Origin of the sequence: Peribacillus sp. NPDC097284 (assembly GCF_044761765.1) — a bacterium.
Lineage (GTDB): Bacteria > Bacillota > Bacilli > Bacillales > DSM-1321 > Peribacillus.
Map to the genome: position 1 here is coordinate 195,498 of NZ_JBIWCZ010000001.1, position 24,600 is coordinate 220,097.

29 protein-coding genes and 2 riboswitches are annotated in these 24,600 nt (G+C 40.8%); of the genes, 7 read left to right on the forward strand and 22 right to left on the reverse strand.

Annotated elements, in window-relative coordinates:
- Positions 1-97: 97 nt before the first annotated feature.
- Positions 98-934, reverse strand: a complete 837-nt coding sequence (locus ACIQXU_RS01020; RefSeq protein ID WP_402986220.1) for a lipoate--protein ligase family protein — start codon at positions 932-934, stop codon at positions 98-100.
- A 197-nt stretch (positions 935-1,131) separates the two neighbouring features.
- Here ACIQXU_RS01020 and ACIQXU_RS01025 point away from each other — a divergent pair, with 197 nt between their 5' ends.
- Positions 1,132-1,515, forward strand: a complete 384-nt coding sequence (locus ACIQXU_RS01025) for a rhodanese-like domain-containing protein (RefSeq protein WP_402986223.1) — start codon at positions 1,132-1,134, stop codon at positions 1,513-1,515.
- Positions 1,516-1,675: 160 nt separating this feature from the next.
- Here ACIQXU_RS01025 and gcvPB read toward each other — a convergent pair whose 3' ends face one another.
- From gcvPB to gcvT, 3 genes are read right to left on the reverse strand one after another with little or no spacing between them, the layout of a single operon-like run.
- Positions 1,676-3,133, reverse strand: coding sequence for an aminomethyl-transferring glycine dehydrogenase subunit GcvPB (gene gcvPB, locus ACIQXU_RS01030; RefSeq protein ID WP_402986224.1), 1,458 nt, complete (start codon positions 3,131-3,133; stop codon positions 1,676-1,678).
- Positions 3,130-4,473: an aminomethyl-transferring glycine dehydrogenase subunit GcvPA gene (gcvPA, locus tag ACIQXU_RS01035; RefSeq protein WP_402986226.1), complete on the reverse strand. Its 1,344-nt coding sequence runs from the start codon at positions 4,471-4,473 to the stop codon at positions 3,130-3,132. Before gcvPA ends, gcvPB begins: the two co-directional genes overlap by 4 nt.
- Before the next feature lie 18 nt (positions 4,474-4,491).
- Positions 4,492-5,598 (reverse strand): glycine cleavage system aminomethyltransferase GcvT, encoded by a 1,107-nt coding sequence (gene gcvT, locus ACIQXU_RS01040; RefSeq protein WP_402986229.1) that lies wholly within the window; start codon positions 5,596-5,598, stop codon positions 4,492-4,494.
- A 97-nt stretch (positions 5,599-5,695) separates the two neighbouring features.
- Positions 5,696-5,779, reverse strand: a riboswitch (glycine riboswitch).
- A 3-nt stretch (positions 5,780-5,782) separates the two neighbouring features.
- Positions 5,783-5,877: riboswitch (glycine riboswitch) on the reverse strand.
- 320 nt (positions 5,878-6,197) lie between these two features.
- Between gcvT and ACIQXU_RS01045 the strand changes: the two genes are divergently transcribed.
- Positions 6,198-7,886 (forward strand): DEAD/DEAH box helicase, encoded by a 1,689-nt coding sequence (locus tag ACIQXU_RS01045; RefSeq protein WP_402956549.1) that lies wholly within the window; start codon positions 6,198-6,200, stop codon positions 7,884-7,886.
- A complete protein-coding gene (locus tag ACIQXU_RS01050; RefSeq protein WP_402869467.1) occupies positions 7,864-8,661 on the forward strand; it encodes a YqhG family protein in 798 nt (265 codons plus the stop codon). The genes ACIQXU_RS01045 and ACIQXU_RS01050 overlap by 23 nt, the downstream gene beginning before the upstream one ends.
- A 43-nt stretch (positions 8,662-8,704) precedes the next feature.
- Here the strand turns inward: ACIQXU_RS01050 and ACIQXU_RS01055 are convergent, their stop codons facing one another.
- The 9 genes from ACIQXU_RS01055 to ACIQXU_RS01095 form a co-directional block, all read right to left on the reverse strand.
- Positions 8,705-8,902: a YqzE family protein gene (locus tag ACIQXU_RS01055; RefSeq protein ID WP_402869469.1), complete on the reverse strand. Its 198-nt coding sequence runs from the start codon at positions 8,900-8,902 to the stop codon at positions 8,705-8,707.
- Positions 8,903-8,972: 70 nt separating this feature from the next.
- A complete protein-coding gene (gene comGG, locus ACIQXU_RS01060) occupies positions 8,973-9,329 on the reverse strand; it encodes a competence type IV pilus minor pilin ComGG (RefSeq protein ID WP_402986232.1) in 357 nt (118 codons plus the stop codon).
- A 22-nt stretch (positions 9,330-9,351) separates the two neighbouring features.
- Positions 9,352-9,831, reverse strand: a complete 480-nt coding sequence (comGF, locus tag ACIQXU_RS01065) for a competence type IV pilus minor pilin ComGF (protein WP_402869473.1) — start codon at positions 9,829-9,831, stop codon at positions 9,352-9,354.
- Entirely contained in the window at positions 9,779-10,117 is a 339-nt protein-coding gene (locus ACIQXU_RS01070) for a hypothetical protein (protein ID WP_402869475.1), read from the reverse strand. The genes comGF and ACIQXU_RS01070 overlap by 53 nt, the downstream gene beginning before the upstream one ends.
- The gene (gene comGD / locus ACIQXU_RS01075; RefSeq protein WP_402869477.1) at positions 10,104-10,508 is read right to left on the reverse strand and encodes a competence type IV pilus minor pilin ComGD; all 405 of its coding nucleotides are present in this window, start codon (positions 10,506-10,508) and stop codon (positions 10,104-10,106) included. The genes ACIQXU_RS01070 and comGD overlap by 14 nt, the downstream gene beginning before the upstream one ends.
- 40 nt (positions 10,509-10,548) lie before the next feature.
- Complete coding sequence (gene comGC, locus ACIQXU_RS01080; protein WP_402986235.1) at positions 10,549-10,857, reverse strand: competence type IV pilus major pilin ComGC; 309 nt, start codon at positions 10,855-10,857, stop codon at positions 10,549-10,551.
- A gap of 80 nt (positions 10,858-10,937) precedes the next feature.
- The gene (comGB, locus tag ACIQXU_RS01085; protein WP_402986237.1) at positions 10,938-11,996 is read right to left on the reverse strand and encodes a competence type IV pilus assembly protein ComGB; all 1,059 of its coding nucleotides are present in this window, start codon (positions 11,994-11,996) and stop codon (positions 10,938-10,940) included.
- On the reverse strand, positions 11,956-13,032 hold the full coding sequence (gene comGA / locus ACIQXU_RS01090; RefSeq protein ID WP_402986240.1) for a competence type IV pilus ATPase ComGA: 1,077 nt from the start codon (positions 13,030-13,032) through the stop codon (positions 11,956-11,958). The genes comGB and comGA overlap by 41 nt, the downstream gene beginning before the upstream one ends.
- Positions 13,033-13,133: 101 nt before the next feature.
- Positions 13,134-13,514 carry a Spx/MgsR family RNA polymerase-binding regulatory protein gene (locus ACIQXU_RS01095; RefSeq protein WP_402869485.1) on the reverse strand — a complete coding sequence of 127 codons (381 nt, stop codon included), beginning with the start codon at positions 13,512-13,514 and terminating at the stop codon, positions 13,134-13,136.
- A gap of 214 nt (positions 13,515-13,728) precedes the next feature.
- On the opposite strand from ACIQXU_RS01095, the gene ACIQXU_RS01100 reads away from it, so the two are divergent.
- Both ACIQXU_RS01100 and ACIQXU_RS01105 read left to right on the forward strand, forming a co-directional pair.
- Positions 13,729-14,430, forward strand: coding sequence for a helix-turn-helix transcriptional regulator (locus ACIQXU_RS01100; protein WP_402956539.1), 702 nt, complete (start codon positions 13,729-13,731; stop codon positions 14,428-14,430).
- An 85-nt stretch (positions 14,431-14,515) separates the two neighbouring features.
- Positions 14,516-14,758 carry a DUF2626 domain-containing protein gene (locus tag ACIQXU_RS01105; RefSeq protein ID WP_402869489.1) on the forward strand — a complete coding sequence of 81 codons (243 nt, stop codon included), beginning with the start codon at positions 14,516-14,518 and terminating at the stop codon, positions 14,756-14,758.
- Between the two features lie 50 nt (positions 14,759-14,808).
- On the opposite strand, the gene ACIQXU_RS01110 is transcribed toward ACIQXU_RS01105, so the two are convergent.
- Both ACIQXU_RS01110 and ACIQXU_RS01115 read right to left on the reverse strand, forming a co-directional pair.
- Entirely contained in the window at positions 14,809-15,906 is a 1,098-nt protein-coding gene (locus ACIQXU_RS01110; RefSeq protein ID WP_402986243.1) for a class I SAM-dependent methyltransferase, read from the reverse strand.
- 111 nt (positions 15,907-16,017) lie between these two features.
- The gene (locus ACIQXU_RS01115; protein WP_402986246.1) at positions 16,018-16,644 is read right to left on the reverse strand and encodes an MBL fold metallo-hydrolase; all 627 of its coding nucleotides are present in this window, start codon (positions 16,642-16,644) and stop codon (positions 16,018-16,020) included.
- A 231-nt stretch (positions 16,645-16,875) separates the two neighbouring features.
- On the opposite strand from ACIQXU_RS01115, the gene ACIQXU_RS01120 reads away from it, so the two are divergent.
- Positions 16,876-17,049, forward strand: a complete 174-nt coding sequence (locus tag ACIQXU_RS01120) for a DUF2759 domain-containing protein (protein WP_402869495.1) — start codon at positions 16,876-16,878, stop codon at positions 17,047-17,049.
- A gap of 49 nt (positions 17,050-17,098) precedes the next feature.
- On the opposite strand, the gene ACIQXU_RS01125 is transcribed toward ACIQXU_RS01120, so the two are convergent.
- From ACIQXU_RS01125 to ACIQXU_RS01140, 4 genes are all read right to left on the reverse strand, one after another.
- The gene (locus tag ACIQXU_RS01125; RefSeq protein WP_402956535.1) at positions 17,099-18,262 is read right to left on the reverse strand and encodes a YqgU-like beta propeller domain-containing protein; all 1,164 of its coding nucleotides are present in this window, start codon (positions 18,260-18,262) and stop codon (positions 17,099-17,101) included.
- Positions 18,263-18,431: 169 nt separating this feature from the next.
- Entirely contained in the window at positions 18,432-19,595 is a 1,164-nt protein-coding gene (locus tag ACIQXU_RS01130) for a M14 family metallopeptidase (RefSeq protein ID WP_402986249.1), read from the reverse strand.
- Positions 19,596-19,805: 210 nt separating this feature from the next.
- A complete protein-coding gene (locus tag ACIQXU_RS01135) occupies positions 19,806-20,777 on the reverse strand; it encodes an ROK family glucokinase (RefSeq protein WP_402987334.1) in 972 nt (323 codons plus the stop codon).
- A 4-nt stretch (positions 20,778-20,781) separates the two neighbouring features.
- Entirely contained in the window at positions 20,782-20,994 is a 213-nt protein-coding gene (locus ACIQXU_RS01140; RefSeq protein ID WP_402869501.1) for a YqgQ family protein, read from the reverse strand.
- A 197-nt stretch (positions 20,995-21,191) separates the two neighbouring features.
- Here ACIQXU_RS01140 and ACIQXU_RS01145 point away from each other — a divergent pair, with 197 nt between their 5' ends.
- Positions 21,192-22,049 (forward strand): hypothetical protein, encoded by an 858-nt coding sequence (locus ACIQXU_RS01145; RefSeq protein ID WP_402986252.1) that lies wholly within the window; start codon positions 21,192-21,194, stop codon positions 22,047-22,049.
- A 5-nt stretch (positions 22,050-22,054) separates the two neighbouring features.
- Here ACIQXU_RS01145 and ACIQXU_RS01150 read toward each other — a convergent pair whose 3' ends face one another.
- The 3 genes from ACIQXU_RS01150 to ACIQXU_RS01160 form a co-directional block, all read right to left on the reverse strand.
- Complete coding sequence (locus ACIQXU_RS01150; protein WP_402986254.1) at positions 22,055-23,596, reverse strand: rhomboid family intramembrane serine protease; 1,542 nt, start codon at positions 23,594-23,596, stop codon at positions 22,055-22,057.
- A gap of 124 nt (positions 23,597-23,720) precedes the next feature.
- On the reverse strand, positions 23,721-23,909 hold the full coding sequence (locus ACIQXU_RS01155) for a hypothetical protein (RefSeq protein WP_402869507.1): 189 nt from the start codon (positions 23,907-23,909) through the stop codon (positions 23,721-23,723).
- Between the two features lie 78 nt (positions 23,910-23,987).
- Positions 23,988-24,560 (reverse strand): 5-formyltetrahydrofolate cyclo-ligase, encoded by a 573-nt coding sequence (locus ACIQXU_RS01160; RefSeq protein ID WP_402956529.1) that lies wholly within the window; start codon positions 24,558-24,560, stop codon positions 23,988-23,990.
- Positions 24,561-24,600 lie beyond the last annotated feature (40 nt).

Genomic DNA, 24,600 nt, shown 5'->3' on the forward strand with positions numbered 1-24,600 from the left:
CGCCTCTTTCAAAGCACTGACGTTACAAGGAATACATGCTTGTTCACACAAATCTGAAAAAACTTATTTATTCCCGACTCTCGCTTCCCCTCTTTTTCTACCTCAAAAAATTCCAGTCATCACTTTCATATTTATTTTTGGCGATGTCCTTCACTTCCTGTAATTGCTTTTCACTCAGCACATATGGTTTCAAATCAATCGACAGACCCTCAGAAAAACCGTTTTCAAAGGCTACCTTCGCCTCGGAAATAGTTATTTTTCTACCAGCAATGTCATTGATGGCCACTGCTTTGTTTCTCAGATTGTTTTTCATCTTCTCTTTTACTTTATCATCGGAGAACTTGAATACACTAAATAGCTTCTCCTCATCAAGTTCAAGCAGGATGGCTCCATGCTGAAGGATAACACCTTTTTGTCTCGTTTGTGCGCTGCCCGCAACTTTCCTTCCCTCAACCACCAGTTCATACCAGCTTGGCGCATCAAAGCAAACTGAGGACTTTGGAGATTTCAGCATCTCTTTATCCTGGTCAGTTTCAGGCACAGAGAAATAGGCATCCAGTCCGAGGTTTCTGAACCCCTTTAATATTCCTTCAGAAATCACCCGATATGCTTCGGTCACTGTATTCGGCATTCCCGGATAAGACTCTGGGACAATGACGCTATAGGTGAGTTCATGTTCATGCAAAACAGCCCGACCGCCTGTAGGCCTACGGACAAAACCTAAGCCTTGCCTTTCAACTTCCGCCAAATCGATTTCGGTCTCAGCCCTTTGAAAATACCCGATGGATAATGTAGCCGGGTTCCACCCGTAAAACCGGATCATGGGAGGGATTTCCCCATTACTCTGCCAATTCAAGAGTGCTTCGTCCATTGCCATATTATAAGCAGGTGAACAATCGCCTGAATCAATGAATCCCCATTTTTCTTTCGTCACGATTACCCCTCTTTTCACGTAGGCTTATTAAACCCTCTAAAAAAACTCACAAGTAGTAGTTTACCAGAGTTTAGCAACGTAAAAAAGAAAGTAAGCTATTCCACCAAATATTTATAAAATTTTTTTTGATTATTGGAGAAACCAATTATATAATAGACATTGTCTGTATTCGTTTAGGTAGAAGGGAGTTTTTATGGTTGGATATCTTATATACACTGATTATCATCATAGTAGCCATCGTTGCATATTCACTATTTAATTGGTTCCGTCAACGTAAAATCGTTAAAACCTTAACACAGGAAGAATTTATCTCTAATTACAGAAAAGTTCAATTAATTGACGTACGGGAACCTAATGATTTTGATAATGGACATATCTTAGGGGCAAGAAATATCCCTATGACACAAATGAAGACCCGCTTAGTGGAGATTAGGCAGGACAAGCCTGTATACTTGTATGCTCAAAGTGAAATCATTAGCGGAAGAGCGGCAGCCATGCTATATAAAAAAGGCTACAGAGAACTTTTTCACTTAAAAGGCGGTTTCAAAATGTGGACAGGGAAGATCAAGGCGAAGAAATAAGGCCAATTGCCTAAACCTTCCATCTTATCCGGTTTTGAAACATATCATACTGTTCAATAGGGAACTCATGCTTAACAGGCCAAGCATGTTATTTCCCGAGATACATATGAATTTCACCAACTAAAAAACCCCCCGCCATCTGGCAGGGGTTTTTTCAGCATCATGCTTGATAACGAAGAATTGGTTTTCTAGCGGCCAATGTTTCATCCAGGCGTTTAATAACCGTGGTATGGGGTGCCTCCTGAACGATTTCAGGGGTTTCTTCGGCTTCCTTGGCTATTTGTATCATTGCATCTATGAAAGCGTCCAGTGTTTCTTTTGACTCCGTTTCCGTCGGTTCGATCATCATTCCTTCTTCTACATTTAACGGAAAATATATGGTAGGTGGATGATACCCAAAATCAAGTAGTCTTTTCGCAATATCTAATGTACGGACTCCCAACTGCTTTTGCCTCCGACCACTCAATACAAATTCATGCTTACAATGGCGATTATATGGCAAATCGAAAAATGGTTCCAAACGTCGCATCATATAATTTGCATTGATGACGGCATTCTCCGTAACGGCCTTAAGTCCATCCGGTCCCATTGACCTTATGTACGTATAAGCCCTTACATTGATGCCGAAGTTCCCATAATAGGGTTTGACCCTTCCAATGGATTGTGGACGGTCATAATCAAGGACAAACTGATCGCCCTCTTTTGTCACGATCGGTTTAGGCAAATAGGGAATTAAATCCGACTTCACCCCAACCGGACCTGAACCAGGTCCTCCTCCGCCATGGGGTCCAGTGAATGTTTTATGGAGATTTAAATGAACAACGTCAAAACCCATATCTCCTGGACGCACTTTGGAAAGAACAGCATTCAGGTTAGCCCCGTCATAATATAGCTTTCCACCGGCATCATGGACAAGTTGTGCCATCTCCAGGATGTTCTCTTCGAATAAGCCTAATGTATTTGGATTTGTAAGCATTAATGCTGCTGTATCTGGTCCTACCACTCGCTTCAAGTCTTCAAGGTCCACGAGCCCGAATTCATTGGATTTCACCGTAATCGTCTCTAGTCCGGCAACTGTTGCCGAAGCCGGGTTCGTTCCATGGGCCGAATCGGGGACGATGACTTTCGTACGTTTTACATCTCCATTCGCTTCATGGAAAGCCCTGATCATCATGAGCCCAGTCCATTCACCATGCGCCCCGGCAGCAGGCTGCAAGGTCACTTGATCCATTCCTGTAATTTCCGTCAAATGTTCCTGAAGGTCAAATAACAACTCTAGGGCACCTTGGACGGTTTCTGGGTCCTGGTATGGATGGATATGGGCAAAACCATTGTACCTGGCGACATTTTCATTAATTTTCGGATTATATTTCATCGTACAGGAGCCGAGTGGATAAAACCCAGAGTCCACTCCATGGTTCCGTTTGGATAAAGCCGTATAATGACGCATGATATCAAGCTCGGAAACTTCCGGAAGCTCGGCTTCCTCCGTACGTATATATTCCACAGGCAGGATTTCTTCTAGTGGAGTATCCGCTACATCCATTTCAGGAAGGCTATACCCGATTCGACCGGCTGTACTGATTTCAAAAATGAGTGATTGATCTTGATTATTCATAGTTGATCCCCCAGTTCCTGCGCAAATGCATCGATTTCTTCTTTTGTTCTTAGTTCCGTTACAGCCACTAGCATATGATTTTTCAACTCGGGATAAACGGAGCCCAGGTCAAAACCACCAATCATTTCTTTTTCAAAGAGCCTCTTATTGATATCTTTGTAGGGAAGAGGCAACTTAATGACAAATTCATTAAACGAAGGTCCTTCAAAGACCACTTCAATTCCTTGTGCTTGGAGCGTCTTTTTTGCGTAATGGGCTTTTTGAATATTCTGGACGGCCATTTCTCTGACGCCTTTTTTCCCTAGAGCAGTCATGGCTACAGAGGCTGCCAATGCGTTCAATGCCTGATTGGAACAAATATTGGATGTAGCTTTGTCACGGCGTATATGTTGCTCACGTGCTTGGAGCGTCAGTACGAAGCCCCGTTTTCCATCCTCATCCACTGTCTGACCGACTAAACGGCCCGGCACTTTCCGTAGCAGTTTTTTCGTGACCGCGAAATATCCGCAATGAGGTCCGCCGAATGCGGCTGGAATGCCGAATGGCTGAGCATCACCCGTCACGATATCGGCACCGAGTTTTCCCGGCGGAGTCAATGCACCAAGTGCAAGCGGATTACTCGATACGATAAACATCGATTTCTCGTTATGTATGATTGCTTCCATTTCCTTCAACGGTTCGATGCCTCCAAAGAAGTTGGGGTACTGTACGATGACGCCTGCAATATCATCCGAAGCCAGGTCTTTTAAAGCAGCAATATCTGTGACTCCGTCTTTATGAGGAATCTCGATGACCTCCACCCGTTGACCCTTTGCGTAGGTTTTCACCACTTCCCTTGATTCAGGATGGACAGTAGATGATAATAGAATCTTTTTCCGGCGCGTTTGTCCGGCGGCAAGCATGGCCGCTTCGGCTAAGGCTGTTCCACCGTCATACATCGAGGAATTCGCCACCTCCATACCCGTCAATTCACATATCATCGTTTGATATTCAAAGATGGCCTGAAGCTCTCCTTGAGAAATTTCCGGTTGATAGGGAGTGTAGGCTGTATAAAACTCCGAACGGGATAGGACGTGATCGACGATGACAGGCGAATAATGATCATACACGCCAGCCCCAAGGAAAGATGCATAGTTTTTCAAATCCGCATTTTTGGAAGCCAGTTTCGATAGTTCCTTCATTAAGGCTGGCTCTGATTTTGCTGGTTTTATGTCATATTCACCTTGAAATCGGACATTTTCTGGTATATCGCTGAAGAGATCATCGACGGATGTGACCCCTATAACTTCCAACATTTCTTTTTTATCCTGCTCTGTCATCGGTAAGTAACGATGTTTCATCTTATGGACCATTCCCTTCTATTTTCGTGTATTTTTATAAAAAGGTGTTTGGATAACAATGGCTTTCAGTCTCTTAGAACGGATTTCCACTTCTACTTCCGTGGATAGACTTGAGTGATTTTTATCGATAAGGACCAATCCAACATTTTTATTCAATGTTGGTGACTGAGTCCCTGTCGTCACTTCGCCAATGAGTTTCTCCCCGTTATATACTTTATAGCCATGCCGAGGTATGCCTCTGTCAATCATTTCGATGCCAACAAGCTTACGTGGTGCCCCTTTTTCCTTTTGTTCGGCAAGCACGGCTTTTCCAAAAAAGTCTGACGCCTTATCCGGTTTAACCGCAAAACCAATCCCCGCTTCGATTGGGGTGATGTCCGGCGAAAGCTCTTGACCATAAAGCGGTAGTTTCGCTTCGAATCGAAGGGTATCACGGGCCCCCAGTCCAATCGGTTGTATCCCATCATCTTTACCAGCTTCCAAAATTTTTCTCCAGAGGGCTGGACCATCCTCACTTCGGCAATATATCTCGAAACCATCTTCCCCCGTATACCCTGTACGTGAAACCATCGTGGATATATTATGAATGTGGACATCTTCTTTAAATTTAAAAAAGCCAATTGTGCTTAAATCGGTTTGGTCGGTAATCTTCTGCAATACTTTCTCCGCTCGAGGACCCTGCAGAGCAAGTTGCGCATAATCGTTTGAAACATTATTGATGCTGACACCTTCCACACCATTCGCTTGAAGCCAATTGAAGTCTTTCTCGATGTTGGCTGCATTGACCACAAGCAGATAATCCTCTTCCGCTTTTTGGTAAACGATAAGATCGTCCACGGTCCCCCCATTTTCATAACACATCGCTGTGTATAGCGCTCCTCCCTGTTTCAGCTTGGCTACGTCATTCGTCAGCATCTTTTGTAAAAAAGAAAGGCTCCCGAAACCTTTTACCTCAATCTCTCCCATATGCGACACATCAAATAAGCCACCTCTTGTACGCACAGCTTCGTGTTCATCTTTTATGCCGGTAAACTGCACAGGTAGTTCCCACCCACCAAAATCGATCGTTTTTCCACCGTGCTCACTGTAAACCTCGAATAATGGCGTTCTTTTTAAATTGCTCAAAAAATGACCTCCTTCAATTTTTTTGCTTGTTCTCTTTCACCTGATATTCCTTAAAAAAAGACACAAAAAAGGACAGAGAAAGCCAAAATGGCTTTTTCTCTGTCCTGAAACCTGAAAGTTTACCTATATTATAGGTTTTCCCCTTTGGTGGCCGTCATTAAATAATTGGCGCTCTCCAGAGTCGCGTCCGATAAGAGTTCATTTGCCTGAGAGATTCACTGCTAAGTTTGCTCCTTCGGCGCTACATATGTAGATGGTAGTCTCTCCCCTTATCCTCACCCGCATATTGATGGAAAAGACTGAAAATTCCCCACCTGATGGTCATCCATTTGCGTGAAATGGGTACCAATCTGCTCATTGTTGATCTTTGGATAAAGCACTATCCAAATGCTAATACTATAATAACTAAAATTATTATCCAAGAAGAATATTTTCCTTCTAACTTCAGTACTATTGCAATTTTCTAAATATATTTACATCCTACCCTAAGATACTTTACTCTGCAATAACTTTCGTGGAGAAAGATTTTATTAACCTATAAAAAAGTTCATGGTCTAAAGAAACTAAGAAAATTATGTTTTAAGAAGGAGCAAGAATCAATGAAAATCAATATATCCTTCAGTTCTGATTGGAATGATGAATTTCTGCAAAAGATGGAAAACGACGGTCCATGGGGAAATTGGGATCTTTATAAACTGGCCATCCAAATGGAAGAGAACCTAATTATTCCTGATTTCGAAGGCTTACAAGCGCCTAAGCACCTTCAACAACTGACTCCCCTTCCCCATCAATTAGAGGCTGCACGTCAGGTGGTTGAACAGATGAATGGCAAAGCCATATTGGCTGATGAGGTCGGTCTTGGTAAGACTATCGAAGCGGGATTGATTTTAAAAGAATATATGATTCGGGGACTGGTTAAAAAGGTTTTGATCCTTGTACCCGCATCACTTGTCACCCAATGGGCTTTCGAACTGAATACGAAGTTTCATATTCCTGCAGTCGTTCAAAGGAAGAGTTATGTATGGGAATCATGCGATATCGTCATATCATCCATCGATACGGCTAAGCGAGCCCCCCATCGGGATATCATTTTCAATCAAGAATATGACTTTATCATTATTGATGAAGCTCATAAACTTAAAAATAATAAAACGAAAAATTATGAATTTGTCCAAAATCTTAAAAAGAAATTCTGTTTATTGCTGACTGCTACACCCATTCAGAATAAAATCGAGGAAATCTTTAATCTCGTTTCATTATTAAAGCCTGGACACCTAGGAAATGCCGCACTCTTTTCCGAAAAATACAAAGGGAAAGGCCGGAACATTCTAGAAGATGAGCACTTAAAGGAGCTTGTCAATACGGTCATGATAAGAAACCGACGTGCCGATACTGGAATTGAATGGACGAAACGGCGTGTAGAGACGATCATCATTGAATTTTCACCAACTGAACAAGCCTTGTATGATGCCGTAACGAAGTTTAAACCAATATCAGACGGAACAAAAGGAAGTGCTTTTTCTTCACTCACCCTTCAAAGGGAAGCATGCAGCAGCCGAGAAGCAGTCTACTATACATTGAAGAATATGAAGGAAAAATACAAAGAACCATCGGCTGACTTTGAAGCAAGATTGGATGATCTGTTTGAGAAAGTAAACCTCACCGAACAAAATTCAAAGGCAGAGAAGGCTTTGGAACTTATTAAGAAAATTGATGACAAGGTCATTATTTTCACCGAATATCGCGCTACACAGCTTTATCTACAATGGTACCTGCAACAGCATGGCATTTCATCCGTTCCATTCCGCGGAGGGTTTAAGCGTGGTAAAAAAGATTGGATGAAGGAACTATTCCAGAAGAAAATCCAGGTATTGATTGCCACCGAAGCCGGAGGAGAAGGAATCAACCTACAGTTTTGCCATCACTTGATCAATTTTGATTTGCCTTGGAATCCAATGAGGTTGGAACAAAGGATTGGACGGATTCATCGACTTGGTCAAGAAGAAGACGTCATGATTTATAACTTTGCCACTAAAAATACAGTCGAAGAACATATTTTGAAATTGCTATATGAAAAAATCCACTTATTTGAAAAGGTAATTGGAGAATTGGATGATATTTTAACGAAGTTGGATATTAACAATATCGAGGAATATTTAATTGATGTTGTCGGAGAGTCCAAATCAGAAGGAGAAATGAAAATTAAAATGGATAATTTGTCTTCCATGATTCAGTTCGCACAAGCTATGAAGGATGGTGAAATCCATGCAGCAACAGGAAATTCATGATTTTTTAATAACCTACTTTCAATCCAACGCATGTGAGGTGTTGGAAAATACCTCTTCATATCTCACTGTTCAGTTAACGATCGAAATGGATAAGGAACTCATGAACAGACCTTTTTACTGGCACTATCTCGAAAAAACCGGTGGGATACCGAATCCTGGCATGCTTACGTTCATCACCCATCCCGAACTGGCACCGCCTGATTTGAAAGGGGAAATCATTCATTTTGGTTCGCCACGGCTCCACCAAATTATCCAGTCGACCAAGAGGCTGGCAGGTTTCATCAGGCTTTTTGAGGATAGGCCTCCCTTGAAGACGGGCCAAAGTCCACTTTTTCCTTGGCTCACCCAAAATGTAAAAATCTCTTATCAGTGTGACAGAAAAAAAGATATCTTCATGTCCATAGGACTTAATTTAATTTCCGGTGAATTCATAGAAGGATTTCATGAGCGTCTCCTGTCGGTCAAGGTCACTCCCAAAATACCGGATTATTCTTTTACACTTTCCCCCTTGATCATGCCTAAAAGCGGGCTATCCAGACTCGATACATATATTCGTAAAAGCTTCGAGAATGATGATCATACCTGGGCGGAAGAAGCGATGGAACGGTGGCAGACAGACTTGAATCTATTGGAACATTTTTATAAGGATATGGAAGATAAAAGCGAAAGCTATTTTACTGAGAAACAGGCATTGCAAGCCCAATATGAGCCAAATATCCAAATTACCATCATCAATGGCGGGCTATTCTATTTATCCGACCAATCATTAGCATAATGGTCTCTTTAGCAATCATTAAGAAAAGCAGATGTCTATGAATTCAAGACATCTGCTTTCTTTTTTTGACTTTTTTAATGAACATGGACACGGCGAAAGGGACAATCCCAAACCAGTGAGAAACTCTAGGCTCCTTATCCTCTTTCCGATGACGGCGCTTTTCTTTTCTTTCTCTCTTGGTTAAATTGAAATACTGTACGATTTGCTGTGTAATATATTTGATATAAGCGTTCGTAGACATACATTATCACCCATGACCAAGTATGCCCCATATTCGTATTCCATATTCGTATTCACCATAAATCGACATGTTAGTCCTTCAGTTTTTCTATCCATTCTATCACTCTACCTAGTTTTTTATCATATAGAATGATGATTCGGCCTGCTCGCTTATTTTTGGTGATAGAAGAAAATTCGATATAGGCATATCGCACATCCTGCTTCGTTAACCTATAGTGAACATCACCATTAGGATAGGCGATTTCCCCCTGAATGCTTTTGGGTACCTCATCCTCCCATTCGGCTGTCACTTCATTAACGGCCAGATGCACTAAGTGATCGGAAAGTAAGGTCTCTTCTACTTCTTTATAAAATTTTTTATCAATAATGAATTGATCAATCATCAGTATCGTGAACATGATAAAAACACTAGCTATAATCATAACCATTGGGAATATGACTCCTTTTTGATTATTCATCAGCCACCAACTCACTTTTAATGAAGGGATGGAACCTTCGTATAAAGGTCTGACCTGCTTTATCCGTTATATTGAGCACGATGACGTTGCCATCCTTTTCAACCTTCACATTCGAAATGTTCTGGAGTATGACCTCATGGCCCTCCCCGTTAACCCGTCTTCTAAGCTTGTCATTATATTGCTCGATTAAAGACAAATCCTCTCCTGAAAGTAAATATAATTTATTCCCCACAACATCCTGGCTTTTGGAGCTTCTGACTTCCTGTTGCATTTGCAACGTAAAGATCTCCCACTCTTTAGGATGTATTCTATTTTTTGTTCCTATCTGGGATTGAATGATTGAGAAAAACTGGAGGATAAAAAGGGAAAGGGTCAGCAGGATCATTAAGGAAAAGAGCATTTCAATCATGGTAAACCCTTCACTTTTTCGCAACATCACAAATCGATTCATACTTCCCCTTTGCATTTTCATATCGGACACATCCTTCAACCATATCCGGAAACTCCTTTTGGACATTCCAGGTCAATTCATACGATTTTTCCTGGTACGTAATTTCTTCGTGGATAGCCTGTATTTCCCCATCCATATATGCCAACAATCTTTCATACAGCAAATGATGGGCATCCGCCCTCAAAACTACGTTCTTACGATTGGACATCGAATCTTCAAGAATAGGAAGCATGGAAATCACTAGGAATACACAAATGGAAAAAGAGGCTATCATTTCTAAGTAGACGTATCCTTTACTGTTTCTCAATCCTGAACCTCCCTTTACCGATATTGACCACCAGCTTGTATTTCCCCTTTGAAGTATCAATGGTCATCGTACCGGCTTTTGAAGCATTTCCATATTGATTGAAATAAAAAGAAGCCCCTAATGTCCCATTCATGAACTGTACGTCCGGCGGTATCTTTCTCTCTAGTATCACTTCTTCCTTATAAGAGTAAATCGTGTAAATATCGTTATCCACATAGAAATAAATCAAGCTTTCGTGACTTATTGCATACTGTTGTGCATAAAAAATATCTTCATTCAATTGATTAAGGAACATCTTATTTTGCATTCCCTTTGAAAAACTTGGATATAGGTTAAGGCCTAGAGTGCTTAATAGAATAAATACCACAAGGACAATCAGGGTCTCGGACATGGTGAATCCTCCGGAGGAAGGGCTATCCTCCCCGAATTTTCTACTCAACGACTGTAACCTTTCCTTTATTGTCAATGCTGATGCCGTCCCCATTCGGACAGGATTTCTGTTTAAGGTATCCTTGAGTTTCCAAATCATTAATACCGGAAGGCAACTTGGAATTGTCTATCTCATAAGCTTGGACTTGGGCCTGAACCATTTTGACAAAAGCCTCACACCCCTTAGAATGGATGGTCGATTGATGCTTCGTGATGTTCGGTATGGTGATAATCAGCAGAATCGAGATGACGAGCAATACAATAAGCATTTCAATTAACGTAAAGCCTTTTTCGTTTAAATATTTCTTCATATTAATCTGCTAATTACGAAAATAACAAGAATGCACTCAATATTTTCTGAGCAGATTCACCTCCCATTTTTTCTTGTACCTTATATTCCATCTAGTAGAGAAAACATCGGCAATAAGACAGCCATATAAATAGAAATAATCAATAGCCCGATTATAGAAAAAAGAAGAGGTTGTATGACTTTCATGATGGTGTTCATCCTCTCTTCAATCTTTTCCAATAAAAAACGGCTGTAATGGAGTAACTCAGAATCAAGCCTGCCATACTTTTGTCCATTCGCTGCGATAATCGACAAGTTCTTATCAAAGTAGGGTTGCTCTTGAAAGATGGTTTCTAGCGACCTGCCCTCCATTAAATCATCTTTAATGATGGAGCAAAGCTTTTGATAAAATGGTTGCTGCTGGTTTACGGAGAATAATTTAATGCTCTCATTAATAGAAAGTCCACCAGCGAGGAGACCGCTGAACTGACTTGCAAAAAAATACGTTTCATACAACTTGATGAAGGGTCCTGCCAACGGAATCTTCATCAATAATCGCCGTTGTCTTAATGGACATAGTTTGTCGAACCAGAATTGTTTGAATAAATAGAAGATAAGGAGCATTCCAAGTAGGATGAAGGGGATCAGCGGGAGGATGACTGAGGATGCAGCCAACACATTCAGGATCATATTCTGTTTAACATTCATCGTCTGAAAAATCGTCTGAAACTTGGGGAGAAGGACACTTTGCAGTACATAAAATACAATGCTCACAAAAAAGAACAGGAAAATCGGATAGATCATGAGTTTTTTCACTTTTTCTGTATCTTCCGTCCGTTTCTTCCAGTAGTCCCCACCTTCCTTCAATGCTCGATCAAGGTCGCCATATTGTTCGCCATAAAATATAAAACTTACAAGCTCTGGATGAAACGTAAGATTCGTCAACACTTGATGCAAAGGGTGCCCACTCCTTAAATCCTGAATGGCCTGATTGAAATCCCCGGCCTTTTTCCTGGATTCCTGAAATTCCAGGAAGTGGATCGCCTCGGCTAATGGATAACCATGAGCTAATAATTCGCCCAGCTTCGTTATAAAGACAGCTTGTTCTTTCAACGTCCATTTACTTTTTGGTTTCTTCGTAAACCAACCGTTCAAATTCATCGAGATTCACATAGCCCATCGCTACCGCTTTCCCAATTTCGTCTTTCAGCTGACGATAGGTGGCTTTCCCCTTTCCTTTTTCCTCTTTCGTCAACTTCAAGACTTCCGCTAGACTTTTTCCAGTCAGCAACTCATATACGCTGGCCCTTTTATTTCGGTAGGTCATGGAACAATCGGGTGCACACTCGCCCTCACAATGCGGGCATTTCAATTCCACCAGTCTTTGCGCCGTCACACCAATCAAACTCTGTTCAATCTCCAGCCAGCTTACACCGAACTCTAGAAGCCTAGAAATGGCTCCTTGAGCATCCCTTGTATGCATAGTAGTAAGGATTAGATGCCCGGTCAATGCGGCCCGTACTGCAATCTTTGCCGTTTCGGAATCCCTAATTTCCCCGACCATGATAATATCGGGATCATGTCTAAGTACCGCTTTTAAACCGACTGAATACGTAATGCCGGCCTTTTCATTAATTTGGACCTGTAACACTTTATCAGATTCATTTTCTATAGGATCCTCAAGCGTGATGACATTTCGGTTAATCATTTCTTGTGCATGATGAAGCAAGGAGTATAATGTTGTCGTTTTCCCACTTCCAGTAGGACCCGTGAAAATGATCATCCCATGGGAATGTTTCAAAAGCGCTAGCAGTTTTTGAGCGGTATTGGGAAATAAGGATAACTGTTCTAGAGGTAGGATATTCTGTTGAGGAATTAAACGGATAACCAAACTCTCGAAGTGAGCTGTGGGTAGGGTGGAAAGGCGAAGTCCAACCACTTTATTGGCGAGATTGACGGTAATGGCTCCGCTTTGGGGCCTTCTTTTCTCGCCAATATCCATTGCGGCAAGAAATTTAAGATGGGAAATAAGCCTCTCGGTTTCAAAAAAGGATAGGGTTTCTTGTGGTACGAGCTTGTTGTCGATTCTAAATTGAATAAGTGGGCCTTCCTTGCGTGGTAAAACGTGGATGTCCGATGCCGAGAGTCTAATGGCACTGGTAAGGATTTTTTCTGCTGTTTTTTCAGTTGATATCAATCATTCATCACCTCCAGATTTTCTTGTAGTAGAATTTCGACGTTATAAGACAAATTCCTTCTAAATAAAAAAAATTCTCGAAAAAAAATTCGAGAATAGACTTATATGCTCATTTTCAATTCTGAGTTATGGGAAACCAAATTTCGTAAAGCATCTTCATTATGACCAATCACTAACTTTTCACCGTCTATGAGAATCGGACGTCTCAATAATTTAGGCTCATTCGTCAATAGATGGAGTACATCGGAAAGCATCATCTCATCAATGTTCACGTTTAATTTTTTGTACGCTTCGCTTCTTGTTGCCAATACCTCATCCATTCCTTCGGTTGTTAATTCAAGTATTCTCTTCAATTCTTCTTCATTCGGTGTATCTTTGAATAAATGACGCTCATCAAAGCTAACATGGTTGGCTTTCAACCACTTCTTTGTTTTACGGCAAGAAGTACAACTTGGATAAGAATAGAAAGTTAATCGATTCATCCTTCATCACTCTCCGTTCACAAATTATTGTTTTTGATTTCCATAATGGAATTGTACAACATTTGTATAATGTTTGTATATACATTTGCACTATAAATCCAATTGAAATGTGAACTTTTTCTTAAATAAGGGAAATTTGTTCTTTCTTTCATTCCAATTTTTTTTGCCTGTATTATAATATAATTAGTTAAACTTGGAATTTTAGGAGGGCACAATGGAACAAACGTTAAGAATTACCAACGTATTAGCCGATCCAACCCGATATTATATCTATCAATATATCGTGAATAATCATCAAGGAGTCTCCGTCCAGCAAATTGCAGACTCCTTTGAAATCCATCCAAATGTTGCCCGTCTTCATTTATCAAAACTTGAAGATGTTGATATGCTTACTTCAGAGGCACGGAAAACTGGAAAAGGTGGCCGTCCGAGCAGGATTTACCACTTATCGGATAAAGTCATTCAACTTCATTTTCCTTTCAGGGATTATCAGTTACTTTCAAAAATTGCCATCCAGACTATGATGACACTCGGCGAAGCAGGCATACAGGCGCTCTATGAAACTGGAAAAACATTTGGAGAAGAGTTGATCCACCAACAAATCAAACTTAAATCAACCTCCATCGATGACTTGACCTTTGATGAAAAAGTCAACATGCTTAAAAATGCAGCATCAATTGCAGGGTTCTCTCCTGAAATACAGGCAGATGAGGCGGAAAATAAAATTCACTTCAGAATTTATAACTGTCCCTTTAAAGAAGTTGCCAAAATTGACCCTAGCACTATCTGCACCATGCATAACTCCTTCTTAAAAGGAATGTTTGAGTCGTTGTTTACCAATGTCCACATCGTGGAATTGGATAATATGATGGAAAATTGCGTAACATGTTCTTATAAGGCATCCATCCTCGCCTAGAAACAAAAGGCATCCTTTACATTACCTTACAATTTCATTTATAATTATTTAGTATGAACACGACTAGACACAGGGAGGTATTCAGATGGAACGCATGTTTAGAGTTTGTGGATTTTGGACAGGGGTTATGGCAATTTTCTTTTATCTTGGCGATATGTACCAAACATCTTTACTTTTCTTCGCACAAACCGGATTTTTTGTACTATTGAGTTACCTGAAGTTGTCTGAACGCATGTATATTTACGTTTTCGGTGCCTATCTTACCGTTTTCTTTGCAGGATTTTCCTACTGGAGCGTATTTATGATGACCCCAGGCGCTGCACATTAAGAGCAAAATACATAACCCATGGACTCTTGGTCCATGGGTTTTATCATGTCTCATTCACGAAACAATTTCACCTTTTCGTCTATATTCTTTGTTTGTACTAAAACCCTAAAGTATTCACTTTGGCCTCCAGGCATGATTAAGCTTCGTATCGCACGGTTACGCTTAGCATGTTCGGAGAATGGGTTTGTTCCTTCGTGATCCCTCAGCCCTTCAAGAATTCCCCCTTTCAGTAAAAAGTCCCGTTGCACCAGGAGATCTCTCAAGGATAGACCCCGGTTAGTCCCAAGTTTGATTAGGGTATCAAAATGGATATGCGTAGTCAGATCCGCTTCCCCTGGTCGTTGGAGTATGTCATTGACCATGTTATGTTGATAAAAACCTCTTAAGCTACCTTGCTGATGAGCTGGTTCGCCCCATTCCAGTTCCGTATAGCCATAATCAAAGGTAAGGAGGATACCCGCATGGAGGCGATTAACGATTCTCTCAAATTCCTCTACCATCTTTAAAGGTACCTCATAACGCTGATTTTCTTTCAATGCAATATTATGCTCCTCCAGGTAGGAGTGGATTTCCTGATTTTCAAGGGATTCCTTTATTTCCACTAATTTATCTTCTTTCACCGTGATGAATATTTCTACAAGCTCTCCATTTTTCTTTTCGATAACATGGACCGGCAATGCATCAAAAAGTTCATTAGAAAACAAGATTCCCTTCACTATTGGGAAGTCTTCGAGATCAGTGGCAAAAACGACCTGTTCGCATGGACGTATCCGCATTTGTTGCAGTTTCCTATGATAAGGACTGCTATCCACTAGGATATATGTAAAATCCTCCCACATCATTGGTTCTTCTTCTCTTATATACTTAAGAATGTCATGGGCCAGCTTTCCATTTCCAGCCCCCATTTCAACGACACAAGGCGGCAACCCCCTTTCCTTCATTAAGAAGACAAACCACCTAGCAAGAGTCCTACCAAATGCATCGCCAACATTACCAGATGTATAAAAGTCACCGTTCATACCAATCTTCTCTTTTTCACGCATATAATAGCCTAAAGTAGGTGAATAAAGAACAGCTTCCATATAGTCCTGATAGGATATTTTTTTATGTGGACTATTTCCTATCAGTTCATACAGGAACTTTTCCAAATTCCCACCTCCTTTTTTCGAGTACCTTCAGTATAATTACACGAGTCAAAATATTCAATCAATTATAATTCAAAGAAAAACAGGTGCCTGATCCGGCACCTGTAGCATCTCTTATTTCAGAAAGGGATTCGTATTCTTTTCATCTAAAATGGTCGTAATGGGACCGTGCCCTGGAAAGACAATTGTATCATCAGAAAGGGGCAATAATTTCGTATCAATACTTTTTAAAAGCACTGATTCACTGCCACCTATCAAGTCCGTTCTTCCTACACTTCCCTGAAACAAGACGTCCCCGGAAAAGAGAAGCCGCTCTTCCTTTGCATAATAGGAGACGCTGCCCGGCGAGTGCCCCGGTGTTTCAAGCACTTCAAAAGTGAATCCGCCAATAGTAAGCTCCTGTTCGTTGGCAAGGATATGGTCAGCCGGCTTCATGCGCATCGGATTATCGGGGAACCAGTTCTGTGAACCATTCAGGGCAGGGTCAAGCAGCCATTTGGCCTCCCTTTCATGGATATACGCAGGAATTTCATAATGATCGCGGATGGCATCCAGTGCTCCGATATGATCAAAATGCGCGTGGGTTAATAAAATGGCCAGCGGTTTAAACTTTTTAGTTTGTATGTACTGAATTATTTTCTGCGGCTCCTCGCCCGGGTCAATAATTAAGCAATTCTGTCCGTCGGAAACGATATAACAATTCGTTTGCAACGGTCCTAGAGGTATTTGAGTCCATTTCATCTTCAACAACTCCCATATTTTCATTACCCTTATCTTACACCAATTTGGCTCTTTTGTTGATACAGTTTACCCATGACATAGAAGTGTCATCTTTTAGGCCTCGACAAATAATTGAAAAAATATTAAAATATTAACAAATGCAATCTTTTCTACATATTTTTGGTAGTTACTTAAATCTCTGGGTATATTATTAGGGATTGGGTTTTCAATTAGGGAAAAGGGGGTTTTGATATGGTATTAATGGTCATTTTCGGACTTGTGGCGATACTTGGTTTAGCAGCGGTAGTTACCACAATAAAAAAAAGAAACTTCTTGGGATTCATTTTCGCAGCAGGCAGTGCCGCCGTATTTGGCTGGTTTACTGTCATGACTATCATCAACAGCGGTTTTCCAGTTGCACATTAAAAGAAAAAGCTCGCCATGTGGCGAGCTTTTGATTTAGTCATTATATTTCTTAGAATAATTTTTTTATTTGATGGGTTTTCATATCAATGATTTTTTCAAATTGATTCCCATATAAGCATAGACTGCCATCAAGCGAACAGCTCAATGGTTCATTTTCCATGTCCTTCATCAATTCTTCTTGTGTACCCGTTTCCCAATTCAATTTAGTTAAAGTAAACTTACTTTCATATTGGTCAGCGTCTTTTGATTCTACAGGAACGAACGTTAAAAGTTCCTTATTCTTTTCAATCATGTCGTAGGCTGGTATAACCCAATCTGAAAAGCTTTTCAATAGTGGTACGGAAAAAGAATGGATCGGTTTGTTTGTCTCATCATAAAATGCGTATGTACCTCGATCTTGTTTTTCTGTCTCCACTTGAATAGTCATAAGCGCGTGTTTCACTTTTTTAAAATGAATGACATCCAGCATTAAGTTTTCCACTGTCCCATCATTCAACGCTTTTCTTTCTAAAGGAGCCGTCAAAGCGGGTTCTTCCCTATCCCAATCAAGAAACATCAACCCATTTCCACTATCCCATTGAGCGAAAGGCTGTGGAAAATCAAGGGAATGAACCGTTTGCTCTTCTGGGTTTATCACATAACTGCTGTATGTCCAATCTTCATAAAAACTGGTTAGAAACAACATATCCTCTTGGAACGAATTCCACTCAAAAGATAATTCGTAGGCAGGTAACACGAGAGAATATTGTGGGTTACCCGTTCGGTCCAAGATTGTAATCGCCGTTTTACCTGCTGATGTGAAGGAAGAAATCAACACATGTGCCCCTGTTGGACTGATTGACACTTCACTAAAATCCGAAGAAGGCTGATAAAAAACAGCTGAAGTATTCGTTTTCAAATTCCATTCCATCAGCTGTGGTGAATCCATACCATCTTTCTTTTCGGAAAACAAAATGGTGTTGGAATCGAGCCAACCATAAATAGCTTCGATTTTTCCCTTTTCTGAAGCCGGGATTTCTAATGTGCTCAATGAAGATTCCTGATTGTGTTGGGATTTTTCTTTTTCCGTATCAGCTACGGGTTTACTAAGGTCATTGGAAGGCTCACAAGCCGAGAGAAGAAGGGTAGTGGAGATACACAACAAAACGATACTTACCATCTTACAGATAGGCAGCAATTGAGTGAGGGCTGCATTAAACACTTTAATCTCCACACACCTTCCTTTGAAACTAAACGCCTGGCATATGTGTGAGCAAGACATTAGAAAGAGTAAGAGATTACAAATGAACCTCTTATGTTCTTCATTATAAAGTAAAAAAGAAGAAATGTGGCGATTAATCACCTTATATTTATTTGGAAGTATATTCCGACAAAAATCATGGTCACATATATAATGCCGCCATTAAAATATGCACAGATTCTCCATATATAGAAGGAAACTGGGATAAAGGAAGTGGGTTGATCCCCTTGCCCAACTCTATTGTATAGGCCTCTTTCCTGAATTCTTGAATGAACCAATCTTTATAGCCTGCATGACTATCAACATATTGAACGGCACGGTACCCGCTTCTCGCTTCAAACTCTTTAGCGATTTCCTCACTTTGCTTAGGCTCCCATCCTTCATACCCCCAGTAAAACTCTTTACCTTGCGTATGGAGTGCCAAGACTCTGCAAAAGTTCCGCTTCTCTGCCAATTCTTTCATGGCAATTGCTTCCGGCTCCGACAAACACACCTCACCGGGAAAATCCCTCGGTGCAGGTGCCTGTGGTACTTTTCTTTGTTTTTCTATCTCCCACTTGGCAGGGTATTGATTATTCAAATCAACCCCGCGTATATTGGCCTTCCAGGCATAAAAAGCAGGGTTGCCATTATTCATTTCGAGCACATCTATGCACCCCTCCGCCGCTTCCTCCCCCTTAAGTACAAGGTCTACGCCATCAGGGTTGACCATAGGAACGACCGAAATGGTCACTTCCTGAAAAAAAGGCAAACACGCTATGCCGCATATGCGATCATCGTTGCTTAGGGCGAGAAGCAAATCATTAAGCCATTTCATTAAAATGGCCGAGGTGATCCATTCATTTGCATGAAATGAACCATTAAAATGGATGACTTTTTCACCTTGGCCGATTCTTACTTCCAACAGCTCTTTGCCTAACACACTCTTTCCAATCGACTCCACCTTGATAAATGGGTAATGTACGGTTAAAGCCTCCAAATCATCCAGAAGTGACTGATAATCATAGAACTTGACCGGATTAAGCAGAGGGCCCATGATTCGAACGGGTACTGAAAAAGGTCCTTGGTTTGACTGATTAACCAGGATCAATGCATCCAGCGGCAAATGATAGTGTTTGGAGATTGTCACCAGATCAAAATCGTTCCTTGACTCCTTCTGAAGAATAAACCCCGGTATGTTCACATAAAGTCCTTCCTGCAGAATGCCTTGGATATCTCTGTTAGCCTCCTCCACCAACACCTGTGGGATTTGAAACAGTTTACTGTAATAGTCCAAACTGTCACCATTCCTACTTATGATTATCATCCACTATCGTCCCCTTTCATTCCTTAATATTTATGAAATGAAAAAGGGAAACATGTAAGAACCTCCCCTTTTAAAGGACCCTTTCTTTTCCATGGACATTGACCGAGCCAAACAATACCTACATTCAGTTCCCGTCACTTCTTTTGCAATATTCCATCTATACATCATCCACCCATGCCTATATAATCGGTTGAATCATTACAAGTAAGATCATGATGGATTTAACCGATTTTTAATAAGCCAGGCAGCCCCTATGACCCCGGCATCATTTCCAAGGGTTGCTAGATGGATTTTTGTCGATTTGCGAACTCGTTTAAAAGAATAAAGTTCAAATGCCTTACGGACTGGTTCCAGGAGTATATCTCCAGCATTAGAAACCCCTCCGCCGATAACGATTTTTTCAGGATTCATGACATTGCCAACATGAGATAATGCCAGTCCTAAATAATTGCCCACACGGTCCACCACAGATTTAGACAAAGAATCTCCTGCTAGTGCGCATTGAAAAAGCAATTTGGAGGATAGCGGATTTCCCTCTTGTATTCTTTCTTGTAGCAGAGAGGGTTCGTCCGCCATTCCCAATGCTTCTGATGCAAGTCGGACAATTCCAGTTGCCGAAGCAACCGTTTCCAAGCAGCCAACCTTGCCACAGTTACAGGGAGCCCCTCCTTCTGTAACGACGGTCATATGACCAATTTCCCCAGCTGCTCCGCTTATACCATGTACGATTTTGCCATTATGGATGACCCCTCCGCCTACCCCTGTTCCAAGCGTTACACACACAAGGTCTTTAGCTCCTTCTCCAGCGCCTTTCCACATCTCGCCCAATGCCGCCATATTAGCATCATTGTCGATCACGGCCGGAAGAGATGTCTCCACTTCCAATAAATCCTTCAATGGGTAATCTTTCCAACCGAGATTGACCGCTTCATAAATGGATCCGTTGGTAAAGTTGACGGGGCCCGGGGCACCCATTCCGATACCTAGCATTTTACTTTTCGGTTCATTGAGTTCCTCAAGCTTTGCATCAATCGCCTTTGCAATATTCATGGTGATGTTCTTTCCATTTTCGGAAATGTCAGTCGCAATTTCCCACTTATGAATAATCTCTCCGTAAACATTGATTAAGGCAAGCTTGGTTGTGGTTCCGCCCAAGTCAACCCCTAACAGCACCTTTTCCATCGTATCACCTTTTTTTATCATTTTTTTCTCTTTCAATAGCCAATTGCTGCCTAATCAAGAGTATCGCCATCTGGTAATCCTTCGTGTCCATCATTTGCATTTGATGGATTTCCCTGATTTCAGATTCCATCATTTCCAACTCAGCCACACGATCACCGAAATAAATGAATGTCCCAAACTTTTTCAAGTATTGTTGTAAATCATAGTATGTTTTCATATTAAACCTCTTTACTATTTTCTCCATACAGCATAATCAATTTGCCATGTGAATCCTCTAATGTTATTTTTCAGTACTTCTTGTCCAGCACCATTCATATGATGAAACAGTGGGTATTTCCATCTAGCATTCCGTTTATTCATTTTTCTTTTTAAATGAACTTGTTTATAGCATACAGCCAAAAACGGAGGCGAAAAATGAAACTACAATTGAAGTATACCGTTTTTTTAATGGTAGCTGCCATCTTTATTATCCTATATTTTTCGGACACACACCAGGTAGAGGAAACGATCATTTATTTCCCAATTGACTCTTCCCTCCAATTTGAACATGCTTCTACTCATTTGGTAGCGAAAGAAACAGGAAAGGACGCCTATTCCCTTACATGGAAAGTTCACTCCTCATTGGATCAGACAGCCTATTTGCGTCAGGACGTTTCACTCCTTTACAAGAATGGGAATCTAGAAGGCACGTTAAAAGACTGGAAACAAAATCGACAAGAGCTCTCACAGTCAGACAAATTCAAGGAAAAAGAAAGTGGGCGTTATGATGCGATAACCTTTCATTATGCCGAATTACACCCTTCTGATACCATTTTCACAAGCGCACAACAATTAAGTAAAGACAAACTATATGCCATATCCACACCTGATTTTCAATCTTTCCATAATCCCCTTTCCGAGGAACAGAAGGAGTGGAAACATGTCCTGGACAATGTAACCAAGAATATTACCCAAAATAGTTTACAAAAAGCCGAAGAACACTTTGATATTGACCCAAATCAATATAAAGTGATCTCTCTAACCGATTTACCGGCCAGAAAAAATCAGTGGCTTTCAAGCTTTCCTTCATTCCAGCGGGAAGAAATTGTCGGTAAACTTTGGGAAGGCCTTTATAAAAATTATGTAATAAGCATAAAAAAAGAGGACGGTACCACCTTGAGTCCACAAGGCAGCACCATCCCCCTATTGTTAGTAGCCAAAGATAAAAGGGAAGTCCTCGTCTTATTTTCCGGTAAAGACGGCACCCCATATTTGCTAAGGCAAAAATTATAGACTTCCTATTCCAATTCTTCTAGCAATTCCTTATATGATTTTTCCTTTGGAGCAAGCTCAACGGCCTTTTGAGCCTGCTCTTTAGCTTCATCCATCAGGTTGAGCTTGGCATACGCCAAAGCGAGATTGTAATGTGCTTCATGTAACTTAGAGTTTTGTTCAATCGCTTTTTCAAAGTAGTGGCGAGCGTCTTCGAATTCCTCATTATCAAAGGATAGGTTCCCAAGGATGAAATGAGATATCGGTGCATCAGAATTATCCTCCACATAGTCCGCCAACATTTCCTCCGCTTTCGCTTCCTCACCATCTTCAATGTAATCCTGTGCCAACATGGCCATTGTTTCATCATCATTTTTCTGATGAGTATAGCCAAATTGCAGCAAAAAGTAAGTCAGTACGGCAGTTCCAACTAAAAAAGCCATCTGACGTAATACCTTTTGCGTCTTCGGTAGGTGGACCACCCCGGCCGCTAGGAAACCACCGATCAAACCACCGATATGTCCTGCATTATCGATTCCCGATACGGTAAAACCATATACCAGGTTAATGACGATGAGAAGAATGACGGTAGAACCCATCGTACGCATAAATAACTTTGGATACACCATCCCAAAATACAACAGGGCCCCAAAACAACCAAAAATAGCTCCGCTGGCTCCTGCTGAAAGGTTTGGAGTCATAATGAAGCTACCTAGAGTTCCTGCAAAACCTGCAAAGATATAGATGAATAGAAACCTAGCATTCCCATATATCCTTTCAACTTCCGCCCCTATCAAGTACAACGAAAATGTATTCATGAGTAAGTGGATAAAACCAATGTGGACAACCATCGGAGTAAAGAACCTCCACCACTCCCCTTGAAGGATGTAAGGCGAGTATTTAGCTCCAAACTCGATTAAAGTCCTGGAATCGGTGCTCCCTCCACTAAACCCCATCAAGATGAATACAGCAACCTGTATCGCTATCAATATATAGGTAAAGAATGGTTTAGCCTGCTGGAATACTTTTTGTTCAGCCTTAGCCTTTTTGACGGAAGCTGAGATGGCTACCTTCTTTAACTCGAGCACTTGCCCTTCATCAATTTCTTCATCCTCCGGTACAGAAATCGAAAGTGGTGTTTTCAGGGTAGCCTCCAAATTTTGTTTGGAAGTCTGAAAAGACTCGCTTGCAAATATAAAGGTGTTCACTTTCGTTTTTTGAAGCATAGCTGGTTGTGCGCTGAATTCAAAATCATCAACAGGAGCAAATTTACTCACATAGATACTTAAAATGCTCATTGGTTTTTTATATAATTTTTTCCTGACTTGTTCGCCGTTTTTCAAGGTCCGGTCTATATCCCTTTTAAGCCAATTTGCCCAATCAAGATCATGACGAATCAATCTTATCACGGGGAAATCCGTGTTTTTTTCGCTTTCTAGCCATATTTCCTCATGATTTTCCGTGACAGTGATCATGCGGTAATCATATTGAACTGACAATAGCCGGACAATCTCCCAAAATAAATACTCCTCTTTATACCCCAAAACATTCCCCACTTTCCAAATCATTTCCTGATGAAATCCTTATATTATCTAATTCAAACTATAGACGAAATGATCAAAAAAGTAAAAAAAAGAAGTGTACCTCCCATAAAAAAAGGAACCCTCTCATTAGGTTCCTTCTACTCACTCATCATTTGGTTTGTGAAAACATACTTTGCATCATTTTATCCCTCAATATCGGCATGTTTAAGGACTTGGTCACTAGATATTTTCTTATCATGCCATTCGATAGGGCTATATTCATCAAACGATACCGATTTTTGAAACCTGCATAAATCACTAAACCAATCAAAAATATTTGTACAATTACTCGTAACATAAAAATCCCTCCTACCATTAGTGTGATACAGGAAAGGAATTTTATGAGTGAAAAATAATAATGGAACCTCTTCTTGCTCTAATGAGCATATGTACGTAAAACTTTCGTGGGAGTAATCAGTTTACCAACGGCGATATCATGCACCTCTATTGGCAAGTCATCCAGTATTTGAACATCGTAGGCAAGCGCTAACGTCTTTCCACTGTAATGAGAAAGGAAACGATCATAATAACCTCCGCCAAATCCTAGACGATATCCTTCATTCGAAAATGCCAAACCCGGGACAACCAAAAGATCCAATTCACGGACGGATGCTTTTTTCGTATCCTCCATTGGTTCAAGAAGACCATAATAAACGGACTCTAACTGATTGAAAGAAGTGATTTTCTTAAAATCCATTGTCTTCTCTTCTGGATAGCACTTCGGTACGGCAATCGACTTGCCTTCTCTCCATGCCTGTTCAATGATCCTGACCGTTGAAATTTCAGGGTAGATAGAAATGGTAATGCCGATGGTTTTGGCCTGTTTCCACTCGTCAAGTGAAAATAGATTTTCGGCAATCTTATTTGATAGCTCCTCATGCTCTTCATTGCTCATTTCCATTAAATGAGTTCGAATGCGTTGCCTGATTATCTTTTTATTCTCTCTCATCATTTTATACTCCTTTAAGTCTACTACTATCAGTATCTCA

What these genes read in the sequence shown, in the direction of transcription:
- gcvPB (WP_402986224.1), bottom strand. Translation starts at nt 3,133, where the DNA reads ATGAATAATCAAGATCAATCACTCATTTTTGAAATCAGTACAGCCGGT.
- gcvPA (WP_402986226.1), bottom strand. Translation starts at nt 4,473, where the DNA reads ATGAAACATCGTTACTTACCGATGACAGAGCAGGATAAAAAAGAAATG.
- ACIQXU_RS01045 (WP_402956549.1), top strand. Translation starts at nt 6,198, where the DNA reads ATGAAAATCAATATATCCTTCAGTTCTGATTGGAATGATGAATTTCTG.
- ACIQXU_RS01050 (WP_402869467.1), top strand. Translation starts at nt 7,864, where the DNA reads ATGCAGCAACAGGAAATTCATGATTTTTTAATAACCTACTTTCAATCC.
- ACIQXU_RS01055 (WP_402869469.1), bottom strand. Translation starts at nt 8,902, where the DNA reads ATGTCTACGAACGCTTATATCAAATATATTACACAGCAAATCGTACAG.
- comGG (WP_402986232.1), bottom strand. Translation starts at nt 9,329, where the DNA reads ATGGTTATGATTATAGCTAGTGTTTTTATCATGTTCACGATACTGATG.
- comGF (WP_402869473.1), bottom strand. Translation starts at nt 9,831, where the DNA reads ATGAAAATGCAAAGGGGAAGTATGAATCGATTTGTGATGTTGCGAAAA.
- comGD (WP_402869477.1), bottom strand. Translation starts at nt 10,508, where the DNA reads ATGTCCGAGACCCTGATTGTCCTTGTGGTATTTATTCTATTAAGCACT.
- comGC (WP_402986235.1), bottom strand. Translation starts at nt 10,857, where the DNA reads ATGAAGAAATATTTAAACGAAAAAGGCTTTACGTTAATTGAAATGCTT.
- comGB (WP_402986237.1), bottom strand. Translation starts at nt 11,996, where the DNA reads ATGAATTTGAACGGTTGGTTTACGAAGAAACCAAAAAGTAAATGGACG.
- ACIQXU_RS01095 (WP_402869485.1), bottom strand. Translation starts at nt 13,514, where the DNA reads ATGAATCGATTAACTTTCTATTCTTATCCAAGTTGTACTTCTTGCCGT.
- ACIQXU_RS01100 (WP_402956539.1), top strand. Translation starts at nt 13,729, where the DNA reads ATGGAACAAACGTTAAGAATTACCAACGTATTAGCCGATCCAACCCGA.
- ACIQXU_RS01105 (WP_402869489.1), top strand. Translation starts at nt 14,516, where the DNA reads ATGGAACGCATGTTTAGAGTTTGTGGATTTTGGACAGGGGTTATGGCA.
- ACIQXU_RS01115 (WP_402986246.1), bottom strand. Translation starts at nt 16,644, where the DNA reads ATGAAATGGACTCAAATACCTCTAGGACCGTTGCAAACGAATTGTTAT.
- ACIQXU_RS01120 (WP_402869495.1), top strand. Translation starts at nt 16,876, where the DNA reads ATGGTATTAATGGTCATTTTCGGACTTGTGGCGATACTTGGTTTAGCA.
- ACIQXU_RS01130 (WP_402986249.1), bottom strand. Translation starts at nt 19,595, where the DNA reads ATGATAATCATAAGTAGGAATGGTGACAGTTTGGACTATTACAGTAAA.
- ACIQXU_RS01135 (WP_402987334.1), bottom strand. Translation starts at nt 20,777, where the DNA reads ATGGAAAAGGTGCTGTTAGGGGTTGACTTGGGCGGAACCACAACCAAG.
- ACIQXU_RS01140 (WP_402869501.1), bottom strand. Translation starts at nt 20,994, where the DNA reads ATGAAAACATACTATGATTTACAACAATACTTGAAAAAGTTTGGGACA.
- ACIQXU_RS01145 (WP_402986252.1), top strand. Translation starts at nt 21,192, where the DNA reads ATGAAACTACAATTGAAGTATACCGTTTTTTTAATGGTAGCTGCCATC.
- ACIQXU_RS01150 (WP_402986254.1), bottom strand. Translation starts at nt 23,596, where the DNA reads ATGATTTGGAAAGTGGGGAATGTTTTGGGGTATAAAGAGGAGTATTTA.
- ACIQXU_RS01155 (WP_402869507.1), bottom strand. Translation starts at nt 23,909, where the DNA reads ATGTTACGAGTAATTGTACAAATATTTTTGATTGGTTTAGTGATTTAT.
- ACIQXU_RS01160 (WP_402956529.1), bottom strand. Translation starts at nt 24,560, where the DNA reads ATGAGAGAGAATAAAAAGATAATCAGGCAACGCATTCGAACTCATTTA.